Source organism: Bacillus sp. RE35 (genome assembly GCF_052146655.1).
GTDB lineage: Bacteria > Bacillota > Bacilli > Bacillales > Bacillaceae_G > Bacillus_A > Bacillus_A cereus.
This window is the reverse complement of record NZ_CP197377.1, coordinates 3,242,655-3,263,998: the sequence shown is the minus strand read 5'-3', so window position 1 is coordinate 3,263,998 and position 21,344 is coordinate 3,242,655. Positions and strand designations below refer to the sequence as shown.

Here is a 21,344-nt window from a genome sequence, read left to right as displayed (position 1 = left end):
TTGATTACTTAAAACTATATACGAAAAAGCTTTTATGTTATTCCTCAAGTTCTATCCATTCCTGTGACCATTCTTCTATTCCGCGAATAATAGCTTCTAAAGCAAATCCTTTTTGAGTTAAAGAATATTCTATACGAACTGGTGTCTCAGGAAAGACTTTACGTTCGACAATTCCTTCTAGTTCTAATTCTTTCAATCTTTCTGAAAGTAATCTTCCGCTAACAGGAAGAGAAGATTCAAGCGTACAAAAGCGCTGAGATCCAGAAAGAAGTTGGTAAATAATTAGTGCTGTCCATCGTTGGCTAAAAAATTTCATTCCTTTTTCAAAGCGAGGGCATAATGTAGAATCATTCATTTTCCTTCACCTCCTAAAACAAATTATATAACATCTTACTATTAGTAACAAATGTTTTTATAATTAATTACTTGACGTAAATTAATTACGAATGTATACTCACTTACATAAAGTAACTAAGTTGTTTTATGTAACTAAAACTCTTTTCTTTAAATGGCCAAAGTTGTAATGATACATATTGCATATAAGCTGAGAGAAAAAAGAATAGCATCTGTAAAAACACTTACGTTGTGTAAGTTAAACAATAAAAAATATAACAATGGAAGAGAATTTTTAGAGATTCTCAATACTAGGAGGTACCTAATGGTTACAACAGATACAATTCATATGTTAGAAGATAAAATTCAATTTATACATCAAGATGGAAAGGATATTTATTTAGTAGGACCTATCAAATTGCCAATTAATTTATATGGGGAGACTAAAATTTTCCAATGGTATTCTTGGTTACAATGTAGTGAGGTTACAAATAGTGTAGAAGGAATTATCAAAAAACTCTCATCTATTAATTTAGCTGATATGCAGCAATCTAGTGTGCTTGTATATGGTGATTTTGAGAATTCTGAAGATGCCCTAATTCGTATGCATAGTATTTGTCACACCGGTGATATCTTTGGTAGTAAACGTTGTGACTGTGGATTCCAATTAAAGCAGTCTTTACAAATGATTACAGAACATGGTTCAGGTGCTTTATTTTACTTAGCGAATCATGAAGGAAGAGGAATTGGTTTGTTTAGTAAAGCAATGACGTACCTCTTGCAAGAAAATGGGTTAGATACAGTAGAAGCTAATCTGAACCTAGGTTTTGAAGATGATGTTCGAAACTATGATGATACAATTGAAGTATTAAAAGCGCTACGCTCAAAACCTGTAAAACTTATTACAAATAATCCAAAAAAATTAGAAGCGTTACAAAAAGCTGGATTAAATGTTACGAGTCGTGAACCGTTATGGGGTGATGTCTCAGAGTTTAATGAGAAATATTTGCAAACGAAGATTCAGCGTTCTGGACATTTTGAAGGGGGACACTTACATGCTTGAGCATGAATTGTATATGAAGCTAGCACTAGAAAATGCCAAGGCTATGAAGGGACAAACGACTCCAAATCCATTGGTTGGATCTGTAATTGTAAATGATAATCGAATTGTAGGGGTCGGAGCACATATGAAGGCCGGAGAACCACATGCCGAAATACATGCGATACGTATGGCTGGAGAACAGGCACGTGGTGGTACAATCTATGTAACTCTTGAACCTTGTTCTCATCATGGTAGAACAGGGCCTTGTGCTGAAGCCATTGTACAAGCAGGAATTAAGAAGGTAGTAGTTGCTACACTTGATCCAAACCCGCTTGTTTCTGGACGTGGAATTAAAATTCTACAAGATGCAGGTATTGAAGTACTTGTAGGAGTGTGTGAAGAAGAATCTAAAAAAATGAATGAAGTCTTTAATAAATATATTTTGATAAAGCGTCCATTTGTAACGATTAAATCAGGAGTTACATTAGATGGGAAAATCGCTACGTCTTCATCGGATAGTAAGTGGATTACATCTACAGAAGCAAGACAAGAAGTACACCAAATACGAAACGAAAATGCGGCTATTTTAGTAGGAGCGAATACTGTTCAAAAGGATAATCCATCATTGACAACGCGTATTCCAAATGGACGAAATCCAATTCGAATAATATTGGACTCGACATTACGCATACCGATGGAAGCTAACGTTGTTACAGATGGAGAAGCTCCTACCTGGATATTTACAACAAGTAATCATGCAGCGAAAAAAAAGAAAGCATTAGAAAATGCAGGAGTTAAAGTATTTGTTACTAGCGGAGAAAAGCATATAAACTTACATGAAATGCTTGATGTTTTAGGACAAAAAGGAGTTTCCTCCCTGCTTATTGAAGGTGGTGGAGAGGTAAATGCTTCGTTTATTGAAAATGGATTGATGGATAAACTTATTTTATATTTTGCACCTAAAATCATTGGTGGCAGATTGGCGCCTAGCTTTGTAGAGGGGACTGGTATTACTAAAATGCAAGATGCGATTGAGTTTAAGGATATATCATTTACCCAGGTTGGAAAAGATTATAGATTTATTGGCTATCCAGAATATCGGAAAATATAAGGAGAATAAAAACTACTTATATTTTTCGATAGATGGATGGCAGAATGGAGCGATGAAGAGTGAAGTTTGGATTTGATATCGATGATACGTTAATTGATTTAAGGCAGCATGCTTTTCATTTATATAATAAAAAATTAAACAAAAAAGTAGGATTGGATATATTTCATTCTTTAAAAACAATTGAAATTCATGAAGCATTTGGCATGAATTCGGAGGAAGGCAGTCATATGTGGAATAGTTTGCTGGATGAGATTTATTATACTTCTTGTTCACCGTTTCCATATGCAGTAGAGACATTACAAGAATTAGAAAGACAGGGACATGAAATATACTATATAACAGCTCGGCCTAAAGAGCATGGAGAGCAAACAAAAAAATGGTTAATAGAAAAAGGTTTTCCGGTACATGAAGATCGCTTTTTCTATGGAATGAGGGATGAAGAAAAAATACACTTCATACAAGAAATGAAATTAAACTATTTCTTTGATGATAAGCCAGCTGTCTTAGAAACGTTAATAGGAAAGCCAATAAAAGTGTATGCAAAAACTACTTCTTACAATCAACATCTCAATATCCCGCGTATTACAAGTTGGACAGAGTTAGAAAATATTATAAAGAAAGATATGTAAAGGTTTAATTAGAAAATTAAATAGAGCCAAGAGCATATTGAGTGTTACAATTTTAGAGGAAAGACATAGGTGTTATGTCTTTCCTTATTTTTTGGATTACAGGGAATACTATCGTTTCTTTAAAGTGTGATGTGTTAGGAGTACTTTTGATAAAGAGGAAATAGAAAAATGAGCAATAAGAAAAATATTTTTAAGCTAGTCTAGTATGGAAGCGTAATTTATATTTCAAGGATAGGTTCCTCTGTTGCTGCAATATTTGCGGATATTTTGGATGAGAAGTTCAAGAATTAATGGGGTGTGTTCATAATCATGGATTTTCAGAAAACTAAAATTACAATGTTAGGTTATTTTGATTTAGTAGTGGATGATATGCAAAATTGCATATCGCAAAATAAACATCGTAATTTTGGGATTCTTATTATAAAATACATTACTTAAACTATATATTAGAATGGAGAATGTTAAATTGGAATTATTAAGAAACAGTAAGGTTGGTGCAAAACTAAACATACTAATAGCTATATCAAGTATTGCATGTATAGTATTATCCCTAATAGGATTTTTGGGGCTAGAAAGAGGGAAAAGCACTTCTTCTAATATGTATGAGGATAATTTACTACCAATTGAGCGGATTGGGATTGTAGAATCTAATTTTTATCATGTTAATATGAACTTTATGGAAATAATGTTATCAAAAGATGAAAAAAGAATGAATGAATTAATAAGAGAAATGGATGGAATTCGTAAGGAAAATGATCATCTTTTAAAGCTGTTTGAGGCTAAAGTTATTTCTACTAAAGAAAAAGAATTATATAACACGTTTCATGAAACATTTAATGAATTAAGGACTCAAATGAAGAAAGCGCAAGAATTAGGGAAATCTAATAATGAGGAAGCATATGCATATTACCTAAAAGAGATTGAACCTAATATGCAAAAATCAATAAAATCAATTCGTGAATTGATTTTATATAATAGTAATAATGCAGAGCTTTTACAGAAGGAAAATAATAATAGTGCTCAAAATACAATGATAATGTTTGTTAGTATTTCGATTTTAGCAATTTTAATAATTATATTAATCGGATATATTATTAAAATGACTATCCGAAAACCACTTGCGTTACTACAAAGTGATATGGAAAAAGTAGCAGCTGGAGATTTAACAACACGTACTCCTTATAAAGCAAATAATGAATTAGGGCATATTGTCCAGTCTTTTAATAGTATGTTAGATAACCTTCAACAATTAATTGCGAATGTTAAGATGACAACACAAGAGGTTATTTCTACTACGGAGGGCGTATTACAAGATACAAATCGAGCGTCTAGTATTTCAAATGAGGTTGTACAGACTGTTTTAGAAGTAAAAACAAAAATAGAAGGACAGGTAACTAGTATTCAAGAGAGCTCATCCTCAATGGAAGAAATTACAACCGGGGTGCAAACTGTAGCTGAATCTTCAGCTGTAGTCGCTGAGGTAGCAGTAACGACTACAGAACGAATAAATATCGGTAGTGAAGTGATAAATCACTCTATTCTTCAAATGAATAGTGTACATGATGTTGTCGAGGAAACATCAAAAGTAATAAATAAACTTGTTACACGTACACAACAGATTGATACAGCTCTCGCTGCAATTACAAATATTGCCGAACAAACGAATCTTCTTGCCTTAAATGCCGCTATTGAAGCGGCACGTGCTGGAGAGAATGGGAAAGGATTTGCAGTGGTTGCCGCAGAAGTTCGAGACTTGGCTGAGCAATCTAAAGAATCTGCAAAAGAAGTTAATCATTTAATAAAATCCATTCAAAAAGATACCCAAGATACAGTTAATGTCATGCAAAAAGGACAACAAAAGGCAGTAGAAGGAAAAGAAGCTGCTCACAAAGCGAATCAAACTTTCTTGTCTATTATGAGAGATATTGATAAAATTACGGGTCAAATTCAAGAAGTATCCGCAGCGACAGAAGAGATGTCTGCTGGTACAGAAGAAGTAAATGCTTCTCTTTCGCTAGTTTCTGAAACTGCAACGGATGTGAAAAAGGAGACTCTTCAAACAGTAAATTCAATTCAATCACAGGCCGTATCAATTGAACAAATATCAATCCAATCCAACAAAATGAAAGAAAAGGTGGAAGAATTAAAGGAATTGGTTTCAAAATTTAATATTACAGAATAAGATAATTTATTCAATTACAAATGTAATAACATGTATGAAAACACATGAAGACTTAAGGGGCTTCGTGTGTTTTTTTATTAAATAATGTATGAAATAATATTGGATCATTTCACGGTATTTCAAAATTTCGGTTTTATATTCATATATGCAAAATTACATATATTTAATGATTGATAATCACGAGTTAATGTAACTATAATAATTACACTGATAAATAACTTACTGACGACAGTTATAAGTGAAGAAGGAGGGTTTTATTGTATTTTGTATATGAAAAATAGAAAAGGAGATATGCAAATGAAAAGGTTACTTGTTATAGGCCTAATGTATACAATGTTTTTCCTCATAGGAAATATACACCTGCATGCTGATGAACGAACAAATGTAAAAGAAATTACTAGTTTAGAAGAGCCTACTTGGATATTTCAGGCGGGCATAAGTAAGGGGAAATATCACGATCGACAAGATTTAGGATTTATTTTGAAGAGAAATACACCATTAAAGGTAAGACAAACGAATCCTAATTTTAAAGACAAATTAACATTACGTTTATTGTCTAATGACTCTAAAAATGAAAAATCCATACAAGTAGGAAATGAATGGATTACCATTCAAGGTGATACGCCTTTAGTTCCTTTCATAGATACTCCGTATGGTGAAGAGCACGCTGTACTTGAGTACCAAGTAGGGAATGAAAGTGCTACTAAACCTCTTCCCATTTATAAACAACAAGGAAGTGTATCTCAATTTTTTAGCACATGGGATCAATTTGATGGAGAGTATGCATTAATTCAAGGGAAGAGTTTTCAATTATTTATACCTAAAAAAGATAAAGAGTTAGTAAGATCTTTAAAAGATTTTCAATCGTTAGATGAGTTAATTGCGTATTATGAAGATATTTTTGCGATGTATGATTCAATTATTGGTTTAGATGGCTCAACTGTTGAAAATAGAAAAAGTCAAAATCGTTATTTCTTAAAAGCAGATATATCCGGTGCTGGCGGTGCCTATTATGGCACAAATTGGACAGCGAATAGTTCAGATAGTACAAAAATGTGGTTAGATAAACTGAGTTGGGGAACTTTACATGAAATCGCTCACGGATACCAAGCTGGTTTTGATAATCAAGGAATATTTACAGGAGAAGTTTCTAATAATCTATTCGGTGTTCAATATCAATATAGCAAATATGGAAAAAAAGCAGATCAAGTTGGTTGGTTGTTTAATTTCGGGAAAAAGGAACAGGTAGAACGGAATTTATATAATGCTTTAATGAAAGAAAATAAAACTTATGATGATTTAGATTTACGACAAAAACTTATTCTTTTAACGATGGCGAAACAAAAAGCTGGCGATGAAGCTTTTGCAAAAATGTATCAAGGTTATCGAAAACTAGCTAGCAATGCTGCTTTCAAAAAAGGTGACCATTCTTTACCAGATTTAATGAATCAGTATTATAGTGAGAATGGACAAGTTGATTTTACACCTGTTTTTGAAAGATGGGGCTTTAAGCTTAATCATAAACAAATAGAGATGAATAGGGCGAAAGGTTTTCCGGCTGTTACTTCTTTAGCTTTTATAGTGCCTGAATCACAATTAGCGAAAGCAAGAGCTATAGTTGATCCGGATATTCCGATAAACTCCAATTTCGAAATAGTTACGAATCAGCAAATTGCTCCACTTGGACTAAAAGGGAATTTGCATATCCATTTAAAAACAAATGAAATAGATACATTGAAAGGAGGAAAAATTAAATTAAAAGAAGGGAATACAGTTGTTCAAGAGAAAACAATTGAAACAACAGATATCAATTTACAAGACGTACCAAATGGAGTTTATACAGTTGAGATTTCAGGTGGGAAAACGGATAGTATGTACCATTTTAGTTCGTATTATGCCTATGTAAAAGAAAAAGATAATAGTCTAACGATTGATGTTAACGAGATGAAAGTGAGTAAGTTGGTAAATCAAACGATTCAATTCCTAGGATTAGGAGATGACCAGTTTGCCGAATTAAATACAGACTTAGAGCAAAAGCAAGCTGTTTTTACAGTTACTACTAAAACTCCTCATAGCTATTATACAGATGAAAAATACGCATCAATAGAGGTGTTTAATGATAAGGGAGAAAAAATTTATACGAAGGAAATGGAAGGAACAAATGTAACGATAGTAAACGATAGCATTTCACTAAAAGAAGGATATAGAATTAAAATCTATCATGATGAAATAAAAAAACGATTAACTAGTAAAGCTACTATTATTAATCCCATGAATAAAACGAATGAATTTATAATGACAAAATGGGGATTGAAAAATACTTATTTGAAAAATAATTCAGAAGAAAATCTTATGCAAAGAATTGATGAAGAAATGGAAGAAATTATAGGTAATCCAGTTTTAAAAGAGATACCAATGCAAAAATTAGAAATGAAAAAGAATGTGTGGATGGCTATAAATATGTTATCAGAACCACAAAAAATAACGTATATAAATAAATATAAAGATAGCTTATATAATGAGTAATTTTTGAGAAATGAATTGAATCTAAAAAGTAGCAAACCAATCTATTAGCCTATGTATATAGAGGTATGTAAAATCGATTGGCTATAGTTACAATTTTTATCTAAGCTTAAAATTGTAAAATACATTTATTTAATTTGATAATACGATTATAAAGGAGTAAAAATATGAAGAATTTCGTAAAGGTAGGTTTAACTACAGGAGTGGTGTTATCGGCGATTATGCCTTATGGAGGAGTACATGCGGCAAAAGAAGATTTAAAAGTGGAAACAAAGGAAGATACGTTCCGAACAGGTAATTTAACAGCACCTTCTCAAAAATCGGCAGAAAATGTAGCAAAGGATGCACTAAAAGGAAAAACAGAACAAGCATTATCATCAAAGCAAGTTAATACGGAATCCAAAGTTAATTATAATGTTACGCAAAGTCGTAAATCTTATGATGGTACTACATTGGTACGTCTTCAACAAACGTATGAAGGACGTGATGTATACGGATATCAACTAACAGCACATATTAATGATGATGGTGTACTTACGAGCGTTTCGGGGGATAGTGCCCAAGATCTACAACAACAGGAAGATTTGAAACAACCTATTACTTTATCAGAAGAGGATGCAAAGAAACAGCTTTTCAACATCTATGGAAATGATCTTACATTTATTGAAGAACCAGAAATTAAACAAGTGGTATATGTAGATGAAAATACAAATAAAGCTACAAACGCATATCAAATTACTTTTAGTGCATCTACACCTGAATATGTATCTGGTACAGTATTAATTGATGCTTTTGGTGGTAATCTATTAAAAGAACTCGTTCAAAAATTGGGTATACAAGTAGATAGTAGTATTGTCCAATCTGCGACAGCAAATAAATCACAAGATCCTTCAAAATTAACAGGTACAGGAAAAGATGACTTAGGTATTAATCGTACGTTTGGAATTACGCAGCGAAGTGATGGAACGTACATGCTTGCAGATTATTCTCGTGGTAAGGGAATTGAAACATATACTGCTAATTATAAAGATTATAATAATTATAGAAGAAATGTATGGGGTTATCTCGATGATTTAGTAACAAGTAATTCTACAAATTTTACTGATCCTAAAGCAGTTAGTGCCCATTATTTAGCAACGAAAGTATATGATTTTTATCAAGAAAAATATGGCCGTAACAGCTTTGATAATAATGGGCAAAAAGTAATTTCTGTCGTTCATGGTTGGAACACAAATGGTACGAATAAAGGAAATCCTAAGCAGTGGTTTAATGCATTTAGTAATGGAGCTATGTTAGTATACGGAGATCCAATTGTTAGAGCATTTGATGTGGCAGGACATGAATTTACACACGCGGTTACAAGAAATGAGTCTGGACTTGAGTACGCAGGAGAAGCGGGTGCAATTAATGAAGCGTTATCTGATATTTTAGGAGTAGCAGTTGAAAAGTATGCCAATAACGGAAAGTTCAATTGGACAATGGGAGAACAATCAGGTCGTATTTTTAGAGATATGAAAAACCCATCATCCATCTCTTCTAGATATCCAGAGGATTATAGGTATTATAATAACTTACCTATTGATGCTGACCACGATCATGGTGGTGTACACACGAACTCTAGCATTATTAATAAAGTAGCTTACTTGATTGCTAGTGGTGGAAGCCATAATGGAGTAAATGTACATGGCATTGGAGAAGATAAAATGTTTGATATTTTCTATTATGCAAATACGGATGAATTAAATATGACTTCTGATTTTAAAGAATTAAAAGAAGCTTGTATTCGTGTAGCAACGAACTTATATGGTAAAGACTCATTAGAAGTACAAGCTGTCCAACAAGCCTTTAAAGCAGCTTATATTTAATATTATTGTGATGAATTATAAACTCTTTTATTTTAATATAGTGATTAATTTGTATGTATAGACAAAAACCTTGTAGAATTTTTCTGCAAGGTTTTTTTGAATGTTATCCCGCTATTTGCCGGGCAGTAAGACCCTGCCTCAAAATTCAGCGGAAGCAAAGAAGTTAGGTGGGGGTCGGGCTGATTAAAGTTTCACTTTATGTTATATGGTTTTTAGTTAATTAGGATAAAAAATAATCCTATAACTGTATGTAAGAATGTGTAATTTTACACTCTTTTTATGATAGAAAAGGATACTACGTTAGTAAATATAAAAAGTTAGAAATTATAGTATATAGGGCACTTTTTTGTTCCTATGGAACTTTAAAGTGCGTAATTTTCTTTCTAGTTAATATAGATCATAATGGTATTTACTGGTTGGTTTTAGCTTTACTCTGCTGTTGATGTGATTTTTTAACATTACAATGATTAGAATCAGAATTATCGAGTAGATCTAAATGATGATAATTTCGATTTTTAATTCAGTACAGAGTGAAATAGCTACATAACTTTCGTTTATACGCTTTTGAAAAAAGGGTGAATCTGCTTATTTTCTGTTAAAGATAAGAGAAGTGAACCACAATATAAACGTAATTATTTATTCCAACGTAAGTCAATCATTTAGCACATGAATTTGGAGGGATTTATATGTATATGCAATTAAAAGGAAAAACAGCACTGGTTACTGGATCTACGGCAGGGATTGGAAAAGCAATTGCCACTTCATTAGTAGCGGAAGGAGCTACTGTACTTATTAATGGACGCCGTGAAGAAAATGTTAATCAAACGATAAAAGAAATTCAAGCGCAGTATCCTGATGCTATCCTTCAACCCGTAGTAGCTGATTTAGGAACAGAACAAGGGTGCCAAAATGTGATTGAAAAGTACCCTGAAGTAGACATTCTTATTAACAACTTAGGAATTTTTGAACCTGTAGAATATTTTGATATCCCTGATGAAGATTGGTTTAAATTGTTTGAAGTCAATATTATGAGTGGTGTTCGACTTACTCGCTCATATTTGAAAAAAATGATTGAAAGAAAAGAAGGAAGAGTCATCTTTATTGCTAGCGAAGCAGCTATTATGCCATCTCAAGAAATGGCTCATTATAGTGCGACTAAAACGATGCAACTCTCACTTTCTCGTAGTTTAGCTGAGCTGACGACAGGAACGAATGTGACTGTTAATACTATCATGCCTGGTTCGACTTTAACGGAAGGAGTGGAGACTATGTTAAATAGTCTTTATCCTAATGAGCAATTGACAATAGAAGAAGCTGAGAAGCGATTTATGAAAGAGAATCGACCAACCTCTATTATTCAAAGACTTATTCGACCAGAAGAAATTGCCAATCTTGTCACTTTCTTAAGCAGCCCACTTTCTTCAGCAATTAATGGTTCCGCGTTGCGAATAGACGGGGGATTAGTACGTAGTGTGTTTTAAAAAATTAAAAACAACATAATATTCTGTTGAAGGTAAAGATGGTAAGGCAAATGAGTTGTATTTTATCTATTAATGGAAATATATAAAAAGCAAATTGCGACATGCAAACAGCCGAATTTTCTACTATAAGAAAAATTCGGCTGTTCTTTTTTTACTTGTTGTAAAGGATGGAAAGTTTTTAAGGTTGTGGCACGCCTCTTAAGACAAAGATAAGGCGAAGCAATCCCGCTGTTATTTGTATTATTTAGTGAAAGTTACCAAACGTTTTTCAACACTATTTTCCCAATTGCTTCTTTCGAATCCAAATAATCATGTGCTTGTGCAACTTCATCAAACGTAAATGATTTAGAATCTAGCAATGGACGAAGTTTTCCTTCTTCTACAATTTGCGTTATTTTCGTTAAGATTTCTCCGCAATCATTACGCTTATCTGTATGTAATATTTTTAACGCCATAAAAGTAACGTGCAGAGAGAGTCCTTTTGCGTGTAAAGGAGAGAGGTCATGGGTTGAACGAGCTGCAATTGTTACGACGGTTCCATTGACTGCAGCAGCTTCAAAAGAATTATCGAGATTCTTGCCACCTACTGTATCAAATATAACTTCAAATCCGTTGCCATTCGTATGTTTTTGCACATATTCTTGAACAGATTCTTCTTTATAATTAATGGCTACGTCAGCTCCCAGACGATGAGCTATTTCAATTTTTTTCTGCTGAGAAGCGGTTGTAAAAACTTTAGCGCCTGCCCATTTAGCTAGTTGAATGGCTACGTGTCCTACGCCACCAGTAGCTCCATGAATGAGTACATTTTGACCAGATTTAATATTTGCACGATCAAATAAAGATTCCCAAGCTGTAATTGCAACTAATGGTAGAGCAGCTGCTTCTTCCATTGTTACATTTTTAGGTTTGTGAGCAATCAATCGCGTATCAGCAAGCATAAATTCTGCAAGTGCACCACCAGTTTCTTTAAAACCTCCGGCACATCCATATACTTCATCACCAGTTTTGAATTTCGAAACACCTTCTCCTACTTCTATAACAATACCAGCGACATCGCCGTGTAATACAGCTGGAAATTCAGGCGCAACTGATGAAACAGCGCCACTGCGCATTTTCGTATCGATTGGATTTACACTTGTTGCTTTTACATGAATTAGAACATGACCTGGTAAAAGTTTCGGTTTTGAAACTTCTTCTAATTGAAATACAGATGAATCCCCAAAAGAATGGATAATTTGTGCTTTCATTGTTTATACCTCCTGTTCGTGGTTATAGCATAGCAAAGTACAAAAAATAAGTATAATATTTTGAATTTGGTTAGTAACAATTTTATATAAAAAAAGGGAACGTACATGAAATAATGTAACGTATTTGCAAAAGCAACAGTACAGCTTTTTGAAGAAAGGATAGATGTGATTTTTGCAGCATGATTTATTCATTATGTTTATTACTACTCACTTAGTATAGGTACTTTAAAGTGCCTACATCACTTTAAAGTACGTACTGTTATTCATGTTATGGCCGATTTATAATAACACTCGTAGCACAAAGAAAGTTATAACGATGACAATCGGCAACAATGTGGTGTTGCAGTGTTGCTTATAAATTTTGAGAAGAAATATGAAAAGTATAGGTTTATATGAATGAGGGAAAGTGAGTGAAACACATGGAAAAGTTTGCGAACCATTTTGGATATAATCGTATGTTTGCGAAAGATCAACTTACGTTAGGAGTTCACATTCCGATTGAAAATTATCAGTTTCATGCTCCAACGATGGAAAAACAAGTAGAGTTAGTACAAAAAGCGGAACAATACGGTTTTACAGGTGTATGGCTTCGCGATGTATTGCTGCAAGACCCTGATTTTGGTGATCCTGCAACAGGTCAAATTTACGATATGATGATTTATTTGACGTATTTAGCAAGCAAGACAGAGAAAATCGCATTTGGAACGTCGGCAACAGTGTTGTCACTTCGTCATCCATTGCGTGTAGCAAAAGAAATTGCTACATTAGATCAACTATTTCCAGAAAGAATTATGCTTGGCGTTTCATCCGGTGACAGACGTGCCGATTTCAAAGCGTTAGGTGTTAGTCATGAAACACGAGGTGAAAAGTTTAGAGAAGCATTTGCTTACTTGGAAGAAATTTTGTATAAAAACTTCCCGTCTATCCAGTCGACACTAGGAGAAGTTCATGGTGCGAATTTAGTTCCAAAACCGTCTAAACGTGTTCCAACCTTTATTACAGGTTTTAGTCAGCAAAATATGGAATGGTTTGCTGAACATGGAGATGGATGGATGTATTATCCACGTAGTCCGGTGCATCAGGCGGGAGCAATTGGACAATGGAGAGAACTAGTAGAGGATTATCATCCAGATGTATTCAAACCATTTATACAACCGATGCATTTAGATTTATCTGAAGATCCAAATGAACGTCCTACACCGATACGTTTAGGTTACCGTACAGGGCGTAAGGCACTAACTGAATTACTTGATATATATAAAAGTATTGGTGTGAATCATTTATTCCTTGCTCTATTTGATGGTCAACGTCCAGCTGACGAAGTATTGGATGAGCTAGGAGAAGAAGTGCTACCGCATTTCCCAGCCTTGTAAAGGAGTGAAAAGAATGAAAGCAATAGGACTTATGCAATATGGAGATAAAAGTGTACTACAAGAGATTGAAATGCAGACACCGCTATTGGGAGACAACGATGTACTGATTGAAGTATATGCAGCTGGTGTAAATCCTGTGGATTGGAAAATACGTGAGGGTTTACTTCAAGACGTAATTTCTTATGACTTCCCGCTCGTTTTAGGATGGGATGTTGCAGGTGTAGTTGCTGCTATAGGAAAAAACGTTACCGCATTTAAAGTGGGGGATGAAGTATATAGTCGTCCAGATATTGAACGAAATGGTACTTATGCAGAGTACGTGGCTGTAGATGAGAAGTATGTAGCGAAAAAACCGAGAAATCTATCTTTTGAGGAAGCAGCATCAATCCCTCTAGTAGGTTTGACAAGTTGGCAAAGTTTAGTAAAATTCGCTAATGTTCAAAAGGGTAATAAGGTTTTAATTCATGCTGGATCTGGCGGGATTGGTACGTTTGCTATTCAACTAGCAAAAAGCTTCGGTGCATATGTTGCAACTACGACTAGTACGAAAAACATGCAATTTGTAAAGGATCTAGGCGCTGATACTGTCGTCGATTACAAAACGGAAGACTTTTCTTTGCTTTTGCATAATTACAATATTGTATTTGATGTGTTAGGTGGGGATGTACTAAAGAATAGTTATAAAGTACTTGCACCAAATGGAAAGTTAGCGTCTATTTATGGTCCGAAAGGTATGAAAATTCCGCAAACCGAGATATCAAGAGAGAAAAATATTGAGAGTGACCATATATTTACTGAACCTAACGGATATGAACTTTCTCTTATTACAGAATTAATTGAGAGCGGGAAGATTAAACCTGTTGTCACGCATGTGTTGCCTTTACATGTAGAAGGTGTAAAAAAAGCACACCACATAAGTGAGTCAGAACGTGCTCTTGGGAAAATTGTATTGAAGAAACATTGGTAAAGTATGAGGTTTTAGAGACAGTATTGTGCTAAGTAGCGAATGAACTTATATATTCTATTCTAGCAATTGTTTTAAAAGGGAGAGAACAAATGGATTCAATGACATTTCTTTTACCCCGCATTAACAGGCAGTAAGACCCCCACCTCAAAATTCAGCGATATCATAGAAGTTAGGTGGGGGCAACTGCCTGTAAAAGCCCGATTGGTTCAACTAATAATCAGTGGGGATGAACAAAACCCCCACTGATTAAAGTTTCACTTTATCCGGAGCGACAGGGGATTTAGCGAAACGCAAAATTTATCCTGCTTTATATGAGCTATTTAGTAATCAAAATATACCACAATCTATTTCGATTATCGGTATCGGCAGAAGGGTAATGTCAGATGTGGAATTTCAAACAAAGGTAGAACAATCCCTTGCTACATTTTCTAGAAGATCTACTGATGATGAATTAGGAGTAGAAGAATTTATTAGCACATTTCGTTATTGTCAATTAAATACAGCGAATATAGAGGACTATCAAGATTTGTTGCGTCTTGTAAAGAGGCGTGAAACAGAATTAAACATTCCTGAAAACCACATGTTTTACCTATCTGTTATACCAGAAGTATTTGATGTCATTGCTTTAAATATTAAGGAAAGTGGATTGTGGGCTACAAAAGGATTGAACCGTCTTATTATAGAGAAGCCTTTTGGTTATCATGTAACGTCTGCTCGTGAGTTTAATGGAAAAATGATTGAAGATTTTGATGAAACTGACATTTGTTATATCAATCATTATCTTTGAAAATGAATGGTAATTAGGAATACACTTAGAAAAGCATTACGAAATAAATAGTATGTAATGCAAGACATTTTTATTGACGATAATAATTTATATGGTTAATATACTAGACATAAGATTATTTAATTACTAAAAGTAATCGAATATACATTTGTTTGTTGAGTTCGATAAATAAGTAATCTGTGGTAGAAGTGCTTTGAATTGCCACTATTAATATTGGGGACAATTAGAAAGCGAAAGGTATAAAAGGAATTGGCATTTGATAACTCTTTGTTTTTTTATAAAAACAGGGGCTTCTGTACAATTCATTTTTAAAATATTGACAAGGATTATACAACAAGAGGGGGACTGAAATTGGAATCAATGACCTTTGTTTTATTTGGAGCGACAGGGGACTTAGCGAAACGCAAAATTTACCCCGCACTATATAACTTATATAGAGATCAAAAGCTTCCAAAGCAAATATCCGTTATCGGGCTTGGAAGACGTCAAGTATCTCACGAAGATTTTCAAGAAAGAATAAAAGAATCAATAGAGACGTTTTCCCGTCATAGAGAAGAAGGTACTCCGGAACTGGAAGGTTTTTTAGATAATTTTCGCTATTGTCCATTAGATGTCAGTAAGCCGGAAGACTATGAGAGATTATTACAAGTCGTTCGTGAAAGGGAAGAAGAACTACATATAAAAGGTAATAGAATGTTCTATCTTTCAGTTGCTCCTGAATTTTTCGAGACGATTGCTTTAAATATTAAGGAAAGCGGACTTGATAAAACAGATGGATGGAAACGCCTGATGATTGAGAAACCGTTTGGGCACGACCTTGCATCTGCTCGTGAGCTGAATGATAAGCTTAGTCGCACGTTTGAAGAAGACGAGATATACCGTATTGATCATTATTTAGGTAAACCGATGATTCAAAACCTTGAAGCGCTAGAATTTGCAAATCCTGTTCTCCAGTCGATTTGGAATAAAGAACATATAGCGAATGTACAAATCACAGCTAGTGAAACAGTTGGGGTTGAAGAAAGGGCAGGATATTATGACCAGGCAGGAGCCATTCGAGATATGGTTCAAAATCATATGTTACAAATATTAATGATGACTGCTATGAATCTGCCGGAAAAGGTTAATGCATGTGAAATTCGAGAGGAAAAGCGAAAGGTAATGGAGACGCTTCGTAAAGTGAAAAAAGAAGACGTTCAAAACCATATCGTTCGCGGTCAATACGTTTCAGGAGAAATAAAAGGCGGACAAGTTGTAGCGTATAAAGAGGAGCCAGGAGTAAATCGTTCTTCTAACATAGACACATTTGTTGCTGCTCGCCTGTGGATCGATAATCCATTTTGGACTGGCGTTCCATTTTATATACGAACAGGTAAACGAATGAAAGAAAAGTCTACTCGTATTGTAATCGAATTTAAAAATACGTTAAAACAGCAATATCAAGATAGTAATCCAAATGCAGCACCTAACTTATTAATAATTGAAATTAGTCCAGGTGAGAACGTTTCATTACAGTTAAATAGTAAAAATCCATTGAAAAATGGAGAAATTGAACCGATGCGTATTAACTTTACTTGTGAGCAAGCGGATGTGGGAGTACCTGAAGCGTATGAAAGACTCATTCATGATGCGGTGAGTGGAGACGCTACATTCTTTGCACATTGGAGAGAAGTTGAATTGTCATGGGAATGGGTACAACCAATTCTTGAAGCATTCGAGGAGAACTTATTACCACTTCATGAATATGAGTCTGGTTCATATGGTCCAGATGCGTCTAATGAATTATTGCAAGAAAGTGGATTTAAATGGTGGTTAGATCAAGAGACGGAAAAATAAGTACTTTCTTTCATGAAAGCATGTAGGGGGACGATTACTATGACACAAAACATAAATCAATTAGCAGTGAATACAATTCGTACATTATCAATTGATGCTATTAATGCGGCAAATTCAGGTCATCCAGGTCTTCCGATGGGAGCAGCACCGATGGCTTATGCATTATGGGCGAATCATTTAAATCACAATCCTAATCATCCGAAATGGTTTAACCGTGATCGATTCGTTTTATCAGCGGGACACGGATCGAGCCTACTGTATAGCTTACTTCATTTAGCTGGATATGACGTTTCAATTGATGACTTGAAAAACTTCAGAAAGTTAAATAGTAAAACACCAGGACATCCTGAGTTTGGTCATACTCCTGGAGTTGAAGCGACGACAGGCCCGTTAGGACAAGGGATTGCTAATGCTGTCGGAATGGCAATGGCAGAAGCGCATTTAGCAGCGAAGTTCAATAAGGATGGTCACTCTATTATAGATCACAATACGTACGCTTTAGTCGGAGATGGTGACTTAATGGAGGGTGTCGCTTATGAAGCGATGTCAATGGCAGGACATATGAAACTTGGCAAGTTAATTGTACTGTATGATTCAAATGAAATTTCACTTGATGGTGAATTAGGCATTGCTTTCTCTGAAGATATTGAGAAAAGGGCAGAATCTGTACATTGGCAATATGTAAGAGTTGAAGATGGAAACGATGTCGATGCTATTACAAAAGCTATTCAATCAGCGAAAGAAAATACGGATCAACCTACTCTTATAGAAATTAGAACCATTATAGGTTATGGAAGTCCAAAAGTTGCTGGAACGAACAAAGCACATGGTAATCCGCTTGGAGTAGAAGAGGCAACAGCGACAAAACAAGTGTATGGTTGGGGTTATGAGGAAGATTTCTTTGTACCTGAAGAAGTAAAAGCTCATTTTAATGAACTGAAACAAAAAGGTATTGAAAAAGAAAATGACTGGAATGAGCAGTTCAATTCATACAGAGAGTCGAACCCTGCACTAGCAGATGAATTAGAAAAAGCGATTACAGGTGATGTTTTAATTGAAGCGAAAGACATTCTATCCTTTGATATTGAAAAAACGATTTCCACTCGTGTTGCAAGTGGGGAAGCTATTAATCACTATGTGAAATCGATTCCTTCTATTTTCGGTGGAAGTGCAGATCTTTCTCATTCCACTATGACAGATATAAAAGGTGAAGCTGTGTACGCGGTAGAATCGTATGCTGGACGAAATATATACTTCGGTGTACGTGAACATGCAATGGGCGCGGCAGCAAATGGACTGGCTCTCCACGGAGGAGTAAAACCTTTCGTAAGTACATTCTTTGTATTTAATGATTACCTTCGTCCATCGATTCGACTGGCTGCACTGCAAAATTTACCTGTTACTTACGTATTTACACATGATTCGATTGCTGTAGGAGAAGATGGTCCAACGCATGAACCAATTGAACAATTGGTAGCGCTTCGAGCAATTCCTGGTCTAACAGTTATCCGTCCGTCAGATGCAAATGAAACAGCAAGTGCTTGGGCGTATGCTTTACAGCAAACGGATGGTCCAGTCGTTTTAGTACTGAGCCGTCAAAATTTACCGGTGTTTAATGAAACGAAAGCGAACATAGAGAATCTCTCTAAAGGAGCTTACGTATTAACACAAACGAATGAAAATCCGGATGTAATTTTAATTGCGACAGGTTCTGAAGTATCCTTAGCTACTAGTGCGAAAGCAAAATTAGAAGAAGATCAAGTTTCTGTTCGCATCGTTGCAATGCCGAGCTGGGAGTTATTCGATCGCCAATCGAACGAATATAAAGAATACGTTCTTCCGTCTTCTATAACGAAACGAGTATCTCTTGAAATGGGTGTATCTCTAGGTTGGGAACGTTATGTAGGACAAGAAGGAAAAGTACTATCAATTGAAACATTTGGAGCTTCAGGAACTGGAGCTGAAGTCATGAATCTATTTGGATTTACGACAGAAAATGTTGTTCAAATTACAAAAAATGTGTTGAATTCTTAAGCTATGACTGTGAATACCTTTCTGTACATACTAACATTTCAGTGCTGAAAGGTATTCCAAATTGTAGTGATATGAATTTTTAATAAAAGATGATTTGAGGAGGAATTATATTATGCAAGTAGGATTAATTGGGTTAGGTAAAATGGGATTAAATTTAGGGAAAAATTTAATGGATCATAAACATGAAGTAGTAGCATTTGATTTAAATACGAGCGCAGTAGAAGAAATGAAAGAGTATGGGGCAACGGGTACATCTAGTTTAAGTGAACTTGTTCAGTCATTACAATCACCAAGAATTCTTTGGGTCATGGTACCACACGCTGTTGTTGATTCTGTTATTGATGAGGTTACACCACTTTTATCAAAAGGAGATATTTTAATTGAAGCAGGTAATTCACATTATAAAGAGTCTATCCGCCGATATGAGCAATTAAAGAAAGATGGCATTCACTTTATGGATGCAGGAACTTCTGGCGGAATGGAAGGCGCTCGTAATGGTGCTTGTTACATGATCGGAGGAGATCAAGAAGCTTGGGACATCGTTGAACCTATCTTCCGCGATACTGCTGTAGAAAATGGATTCTTATATGCTGGAAAAGCTGGTAGTGGTCACTTCTTAAAAATGGTTCATAACGGAATTGAATACGGTATGATGGCTGCTATTGGTGAAGGATTTGAGATTCTAGAGAAAAGTGAATTTGACTACGATTATGAAAAAGTATCAAGAGTATGGAACAACGGTTCAGTCATTCGTTCTTGGTTAATGGAATTAACAGAAAATGCATTTTCTAAAGATGCAAAACTCGATGAAATTAAGGGTGTTATGCATTCTTCTGGTGAAGGAAAATGGACAGTAGAAACAGCATTAGACCTTCAAACAGCAACGCCTGTTATCGCAATGTCTCTATTAATGCGCTACCGCTCATTAGACAATGATACATTTACAGGAAAAGTTGTAGCAGCTCTGCGCAATGAATTTGGCGGACATGCAGTAGAAAAGAAATAAAGTGAAACTTTAATAAGTAGGGGCTTTATTCCACATCAATCGGGCTTTTACGGGATAAGCATATTAAACATGTAACTCATCAACGTTTAAAAACTGGAGGGAATTGATCATGAAATTTTTTATTGATACTGCAAATCTTGAGGACATAAAAAAAGCATATAAACTTGGAGTTTTAGCTGGTGTTACAACGAATCCTTCTTTAGTAGCAAAAGAGGGCGTTAAGTTTGAAGACCGTATCGCAGAAATTTGTCAGGCAGTACCTAAAGTTGAGTCTGTTTCGGCAGAAGTAACGCCAGATGCTGTTACAGCTGAAGAAATGATTGCTCAAGCAGAAGAATTAATTAAAATTAACGGTGGCGATAAAAACGTCACGATAAAACTTCCAATGACGCTAGCAGGATTAGAAGCTTGTCGCTATCTTACTGAAAAAGGTGTGAAAACGAACGTTACACTTATTTTCACTGTGAACCAAGCACTTTTAGCTGCTCGAGCAGGTGCAACGTACGTTTCTCCATTTTTAGGACGTTTAGATGATATTTCTGAAGATGGTGTACTATTAGTTGCTAAAATTGCTGAATTATTCGATGTTCATCAATTAGATACACAAATTATTGCGGCTTCTGTCAGACATCCAGATCATGTAACTCGTGTAGCGATGGCAGGTGCTCACATTGCAACAATCCCTTATAAAGTAATCGAGCAACTTGCTATGCACCCATTAACAGACCAAGGTATTGAGAAATTTGCTGCGGATTGGGCGAAAGCTCCTAAATTATAATGCATGAAAGTGAAGGTGCTTTCCGAAAATTGCTTTTCATGAGAGGACAAATCCTAAGTAACTTCATCGTTTAAACTGGATCCTGATTTTGTAGTCTTACTACGTGAAAAAAGCAGAGATGAAAGTGTCATTCACTTTTAAAAAAGG

At 34.9% G+C, this 21,344-nt stretch carries 15 protein-coding genes and 1 pseudogene; 14 read left to right on the top strand and 2 right to left on the bottom strand.

The genetic code is table 11. The features are described 5' to 3' along the window. Nucleotides 1-37: 37 nt before the first annotated feature. Nucleotides 38-355 (bottom strand): winged helix-turn-helix transcriptional regulator, encoded by a 318-nt coding sequence (locus tag ACTL4X_RS16755; protein WP_078386525.1) that lies wholly within the window; start codon nt 353-355, stop codon nt 38-40. A 303-nt stretch (nt 356-658) separates the two neighbouring features. On the opposite strand from ACTL4X_RS16755, the gene ACTL4X_RS16750 reads away from it, so the two are divergent. The 7 genes from ACTL4X_RS16750 (at nt 659) to ACTL4X_RS16720 (ending at nt 11,166) form a co-directional block, all read left to right on the top strand. Continuing rightward, the gene (locus tag ACTL4X_RS16750; protein ID WP_078386524.1) at nt 659-1,396 is read left to right on the top strand and encodes a GTP cyclohydrolase II; all 738 of its coding nucleotides are present in this window, start codon (nt 659-661) and stop codon (nt 1,394-1,396) included. Continuing rightward, complete coding sequence (gene ribD / locus ACTL4X_RS16745) at nt 1,389-2,486, top strand: bifunctional diaminohydroxyphosphoribosylaminopyrimidine deaminase/5-amino-6-(5-phosphoribosylamino)uracil reductase RibD (protein WP_142243980.1); 1,098 nt, start codon at nt 1,389-1,391, stop codon at nt 2,484-2,486. Before ACTL4X_RS16750 ends, ribD begins: the two co-directional genes overlap by 8 nt. Nucleotides 2,487-2,545: 59 nt before the next feature. Then, nucleotides 2,546-3,115 carry a 5' nucleotidase, NT5C type gene (locus ACTL4X_RS16740; protein ID WP_078386523.1) on the top strand — a complete coding sequence of 190 codons (570 nt, stop codon included), beginning with the start codon at nt 2,546-2,548 and terminating at the stop codon, nt 3,113-3,115. Nucleotides 3,116-3,581: 466 nt separating this feature from the next. Beyond that, nucleotides 3,582-5,297, top strand: coding sequence for a methyl-accepting chemotaxis protein (locus ACTL4X_RS16735; protein ID WP_078386522.1), 1,716 nt, complete (start codon nt 3,582-3,584; stop codon nt 5,295-5,297). Nucleotides 5,298-5,594: 297 nt separating this feature from the next. Further along, the gene (locus ACTL4X_RS16730; RefSeq protein ID WP_078386526.1) at nt 5,595-7,823 is read left to right on the top strand and encodes a putative mucin/carbohydrate-binding domain-containing protein; all 2,229 of its coding nucleotides are present in this window, start codon (nt 5,595-5,597) and stop codon (nt 7,821-7,823) included. 164 nt (nt 7,824-7,987) lie between these two features. Continuing rightward, nucleotides 7,988-9,685, top strand: coding sequence for a M4 family metallopeptidase (locus tag ACTL4X_RS16725; protein WP_078386521.1), 1,698 nt, complete (start codon nt 7,988-7,990; stop codon nt 9,683-9,685). Nucleotides 9,686-10,371: 686 nt separating this feature from the next. After that, nucleotides 10,372-11,166, top strand: a complete 795-nt coding sequence (locus ACTL4X_RS16720) for an SDR family NAD(P)-dependent oxidoreductase (protein ID WP_078385646.1) — start codon at nt 10,372-10,374, stop codon at nt 11,164-11,166. A 254-nt stretch (nt 11,167-11,420) separates the two neighbouring features. On the opposite strand, the gene ACTL4X_RS16715 is transcribed toward ACTL4X_RS16720, so the two are convergent. Next, a complete protein-coding gene (locus ACTL4X_RS16715; RefSeq protein WP_078385647.1) occupies nt 11,421-12,416 on the bottom strand; it encodes a zinc-dependent alcohol dehydrogenase family protein in 996 nt (331 codons plus the stop codon). 419 nt (nt 12,417-12,835) lie between these two features. Between ACTL4X_RS16715 and ACTL4X_RS16710 the strand changes: the two genes are divergently transcribed. The 7 genes and pseudogenes from ACTL4X_RS16710 (at nt 12,836) to fsa (ending at nt 21,197) form a co-directional block, all read left to right on the top strand. Next, complete coding sequence (locus tag ACTL4X_RS16710) at nt 12,836-13,789, top strand: LLM class oxidoreductase (RefSeq protein WP_078385662.1); 954 nt, start codon at nt 12,836-12,838, stop codon at nt 13,787-13,789. A 13-nt stretch (nt 13,790-13,802) separates the two neighbouring features. Then, nucleotides 13,803-14,756 (top strand): NADP-dependent oxidoreductase, encoded by a 954-nt coding sequence (locus ACTL4X_RS16705; RefSeq protein ID WP_000643798.1) that lies wholly within the window; start codon nt 13,803-13,805, stop codon nt 14,754-14,756. Nucleotides 14,757-15,006: 250 nt separating this feature from the next. After that, nucleotides 15,007-15,543 (top strand): annotated as a pseudogene (locus ACTL4X_RS16700) (glucose-6-phosphate dehydrogenase); the annotation flags it as partial. 351 nt (nt 15,544-15,894) lie between these two features. Continuing rightward, complete coding sequence (zwf, locus tag ACTL4X_RS16695) at nt 15,895-17,379, top strand: glucose-6-phosphate dehydrogenase (protein ID WP_441394928.1); 1,485 nt, start codon at nt 15,895-15,897, stop codon at nt 17,377-17,379. Nucleotides 17,380-17,418: 39 nt separating this feature from the next. After that, entirely contained in the window at nt 17,419-19,413 is a 1,995-nt protein-coding gene (gene tkt, locus ACTL4X_RS16690) for a transketolase (protein WP_078385650.1), read from the top strand. 112 nt (nt 19,414-19,525) lie between these two features. Further along, entirely contained in the window at nt 19,526-20,419 is an 894-nt protein-coding gene (gnd, locus tag ACTL4X_RS16685) for a phosphogluconate dehydrogenase (NAD(+)-dependent, decarboxylating) (RefSeq protein ID WP_001195925.1), read from the top strand. A gap of 109 nt (nt 20,420-20,528) precedes the next feature. Further along, the gene (gene fsa, locus ACTL4X_RS16680) at nt 20,529-21,197 is read left to right on the top strand and encodes a fructose-6-phosphate aldolase (RefSeq protein ID WP_000667692.1); all 669 of its coding nucleotides are present in this window, start codon (nt 20,529-20,531) and stop codon (nt 21,195-21,197) included. Nucleotides 21,198-21,344 lie beyond the last annotated feature (147 nt).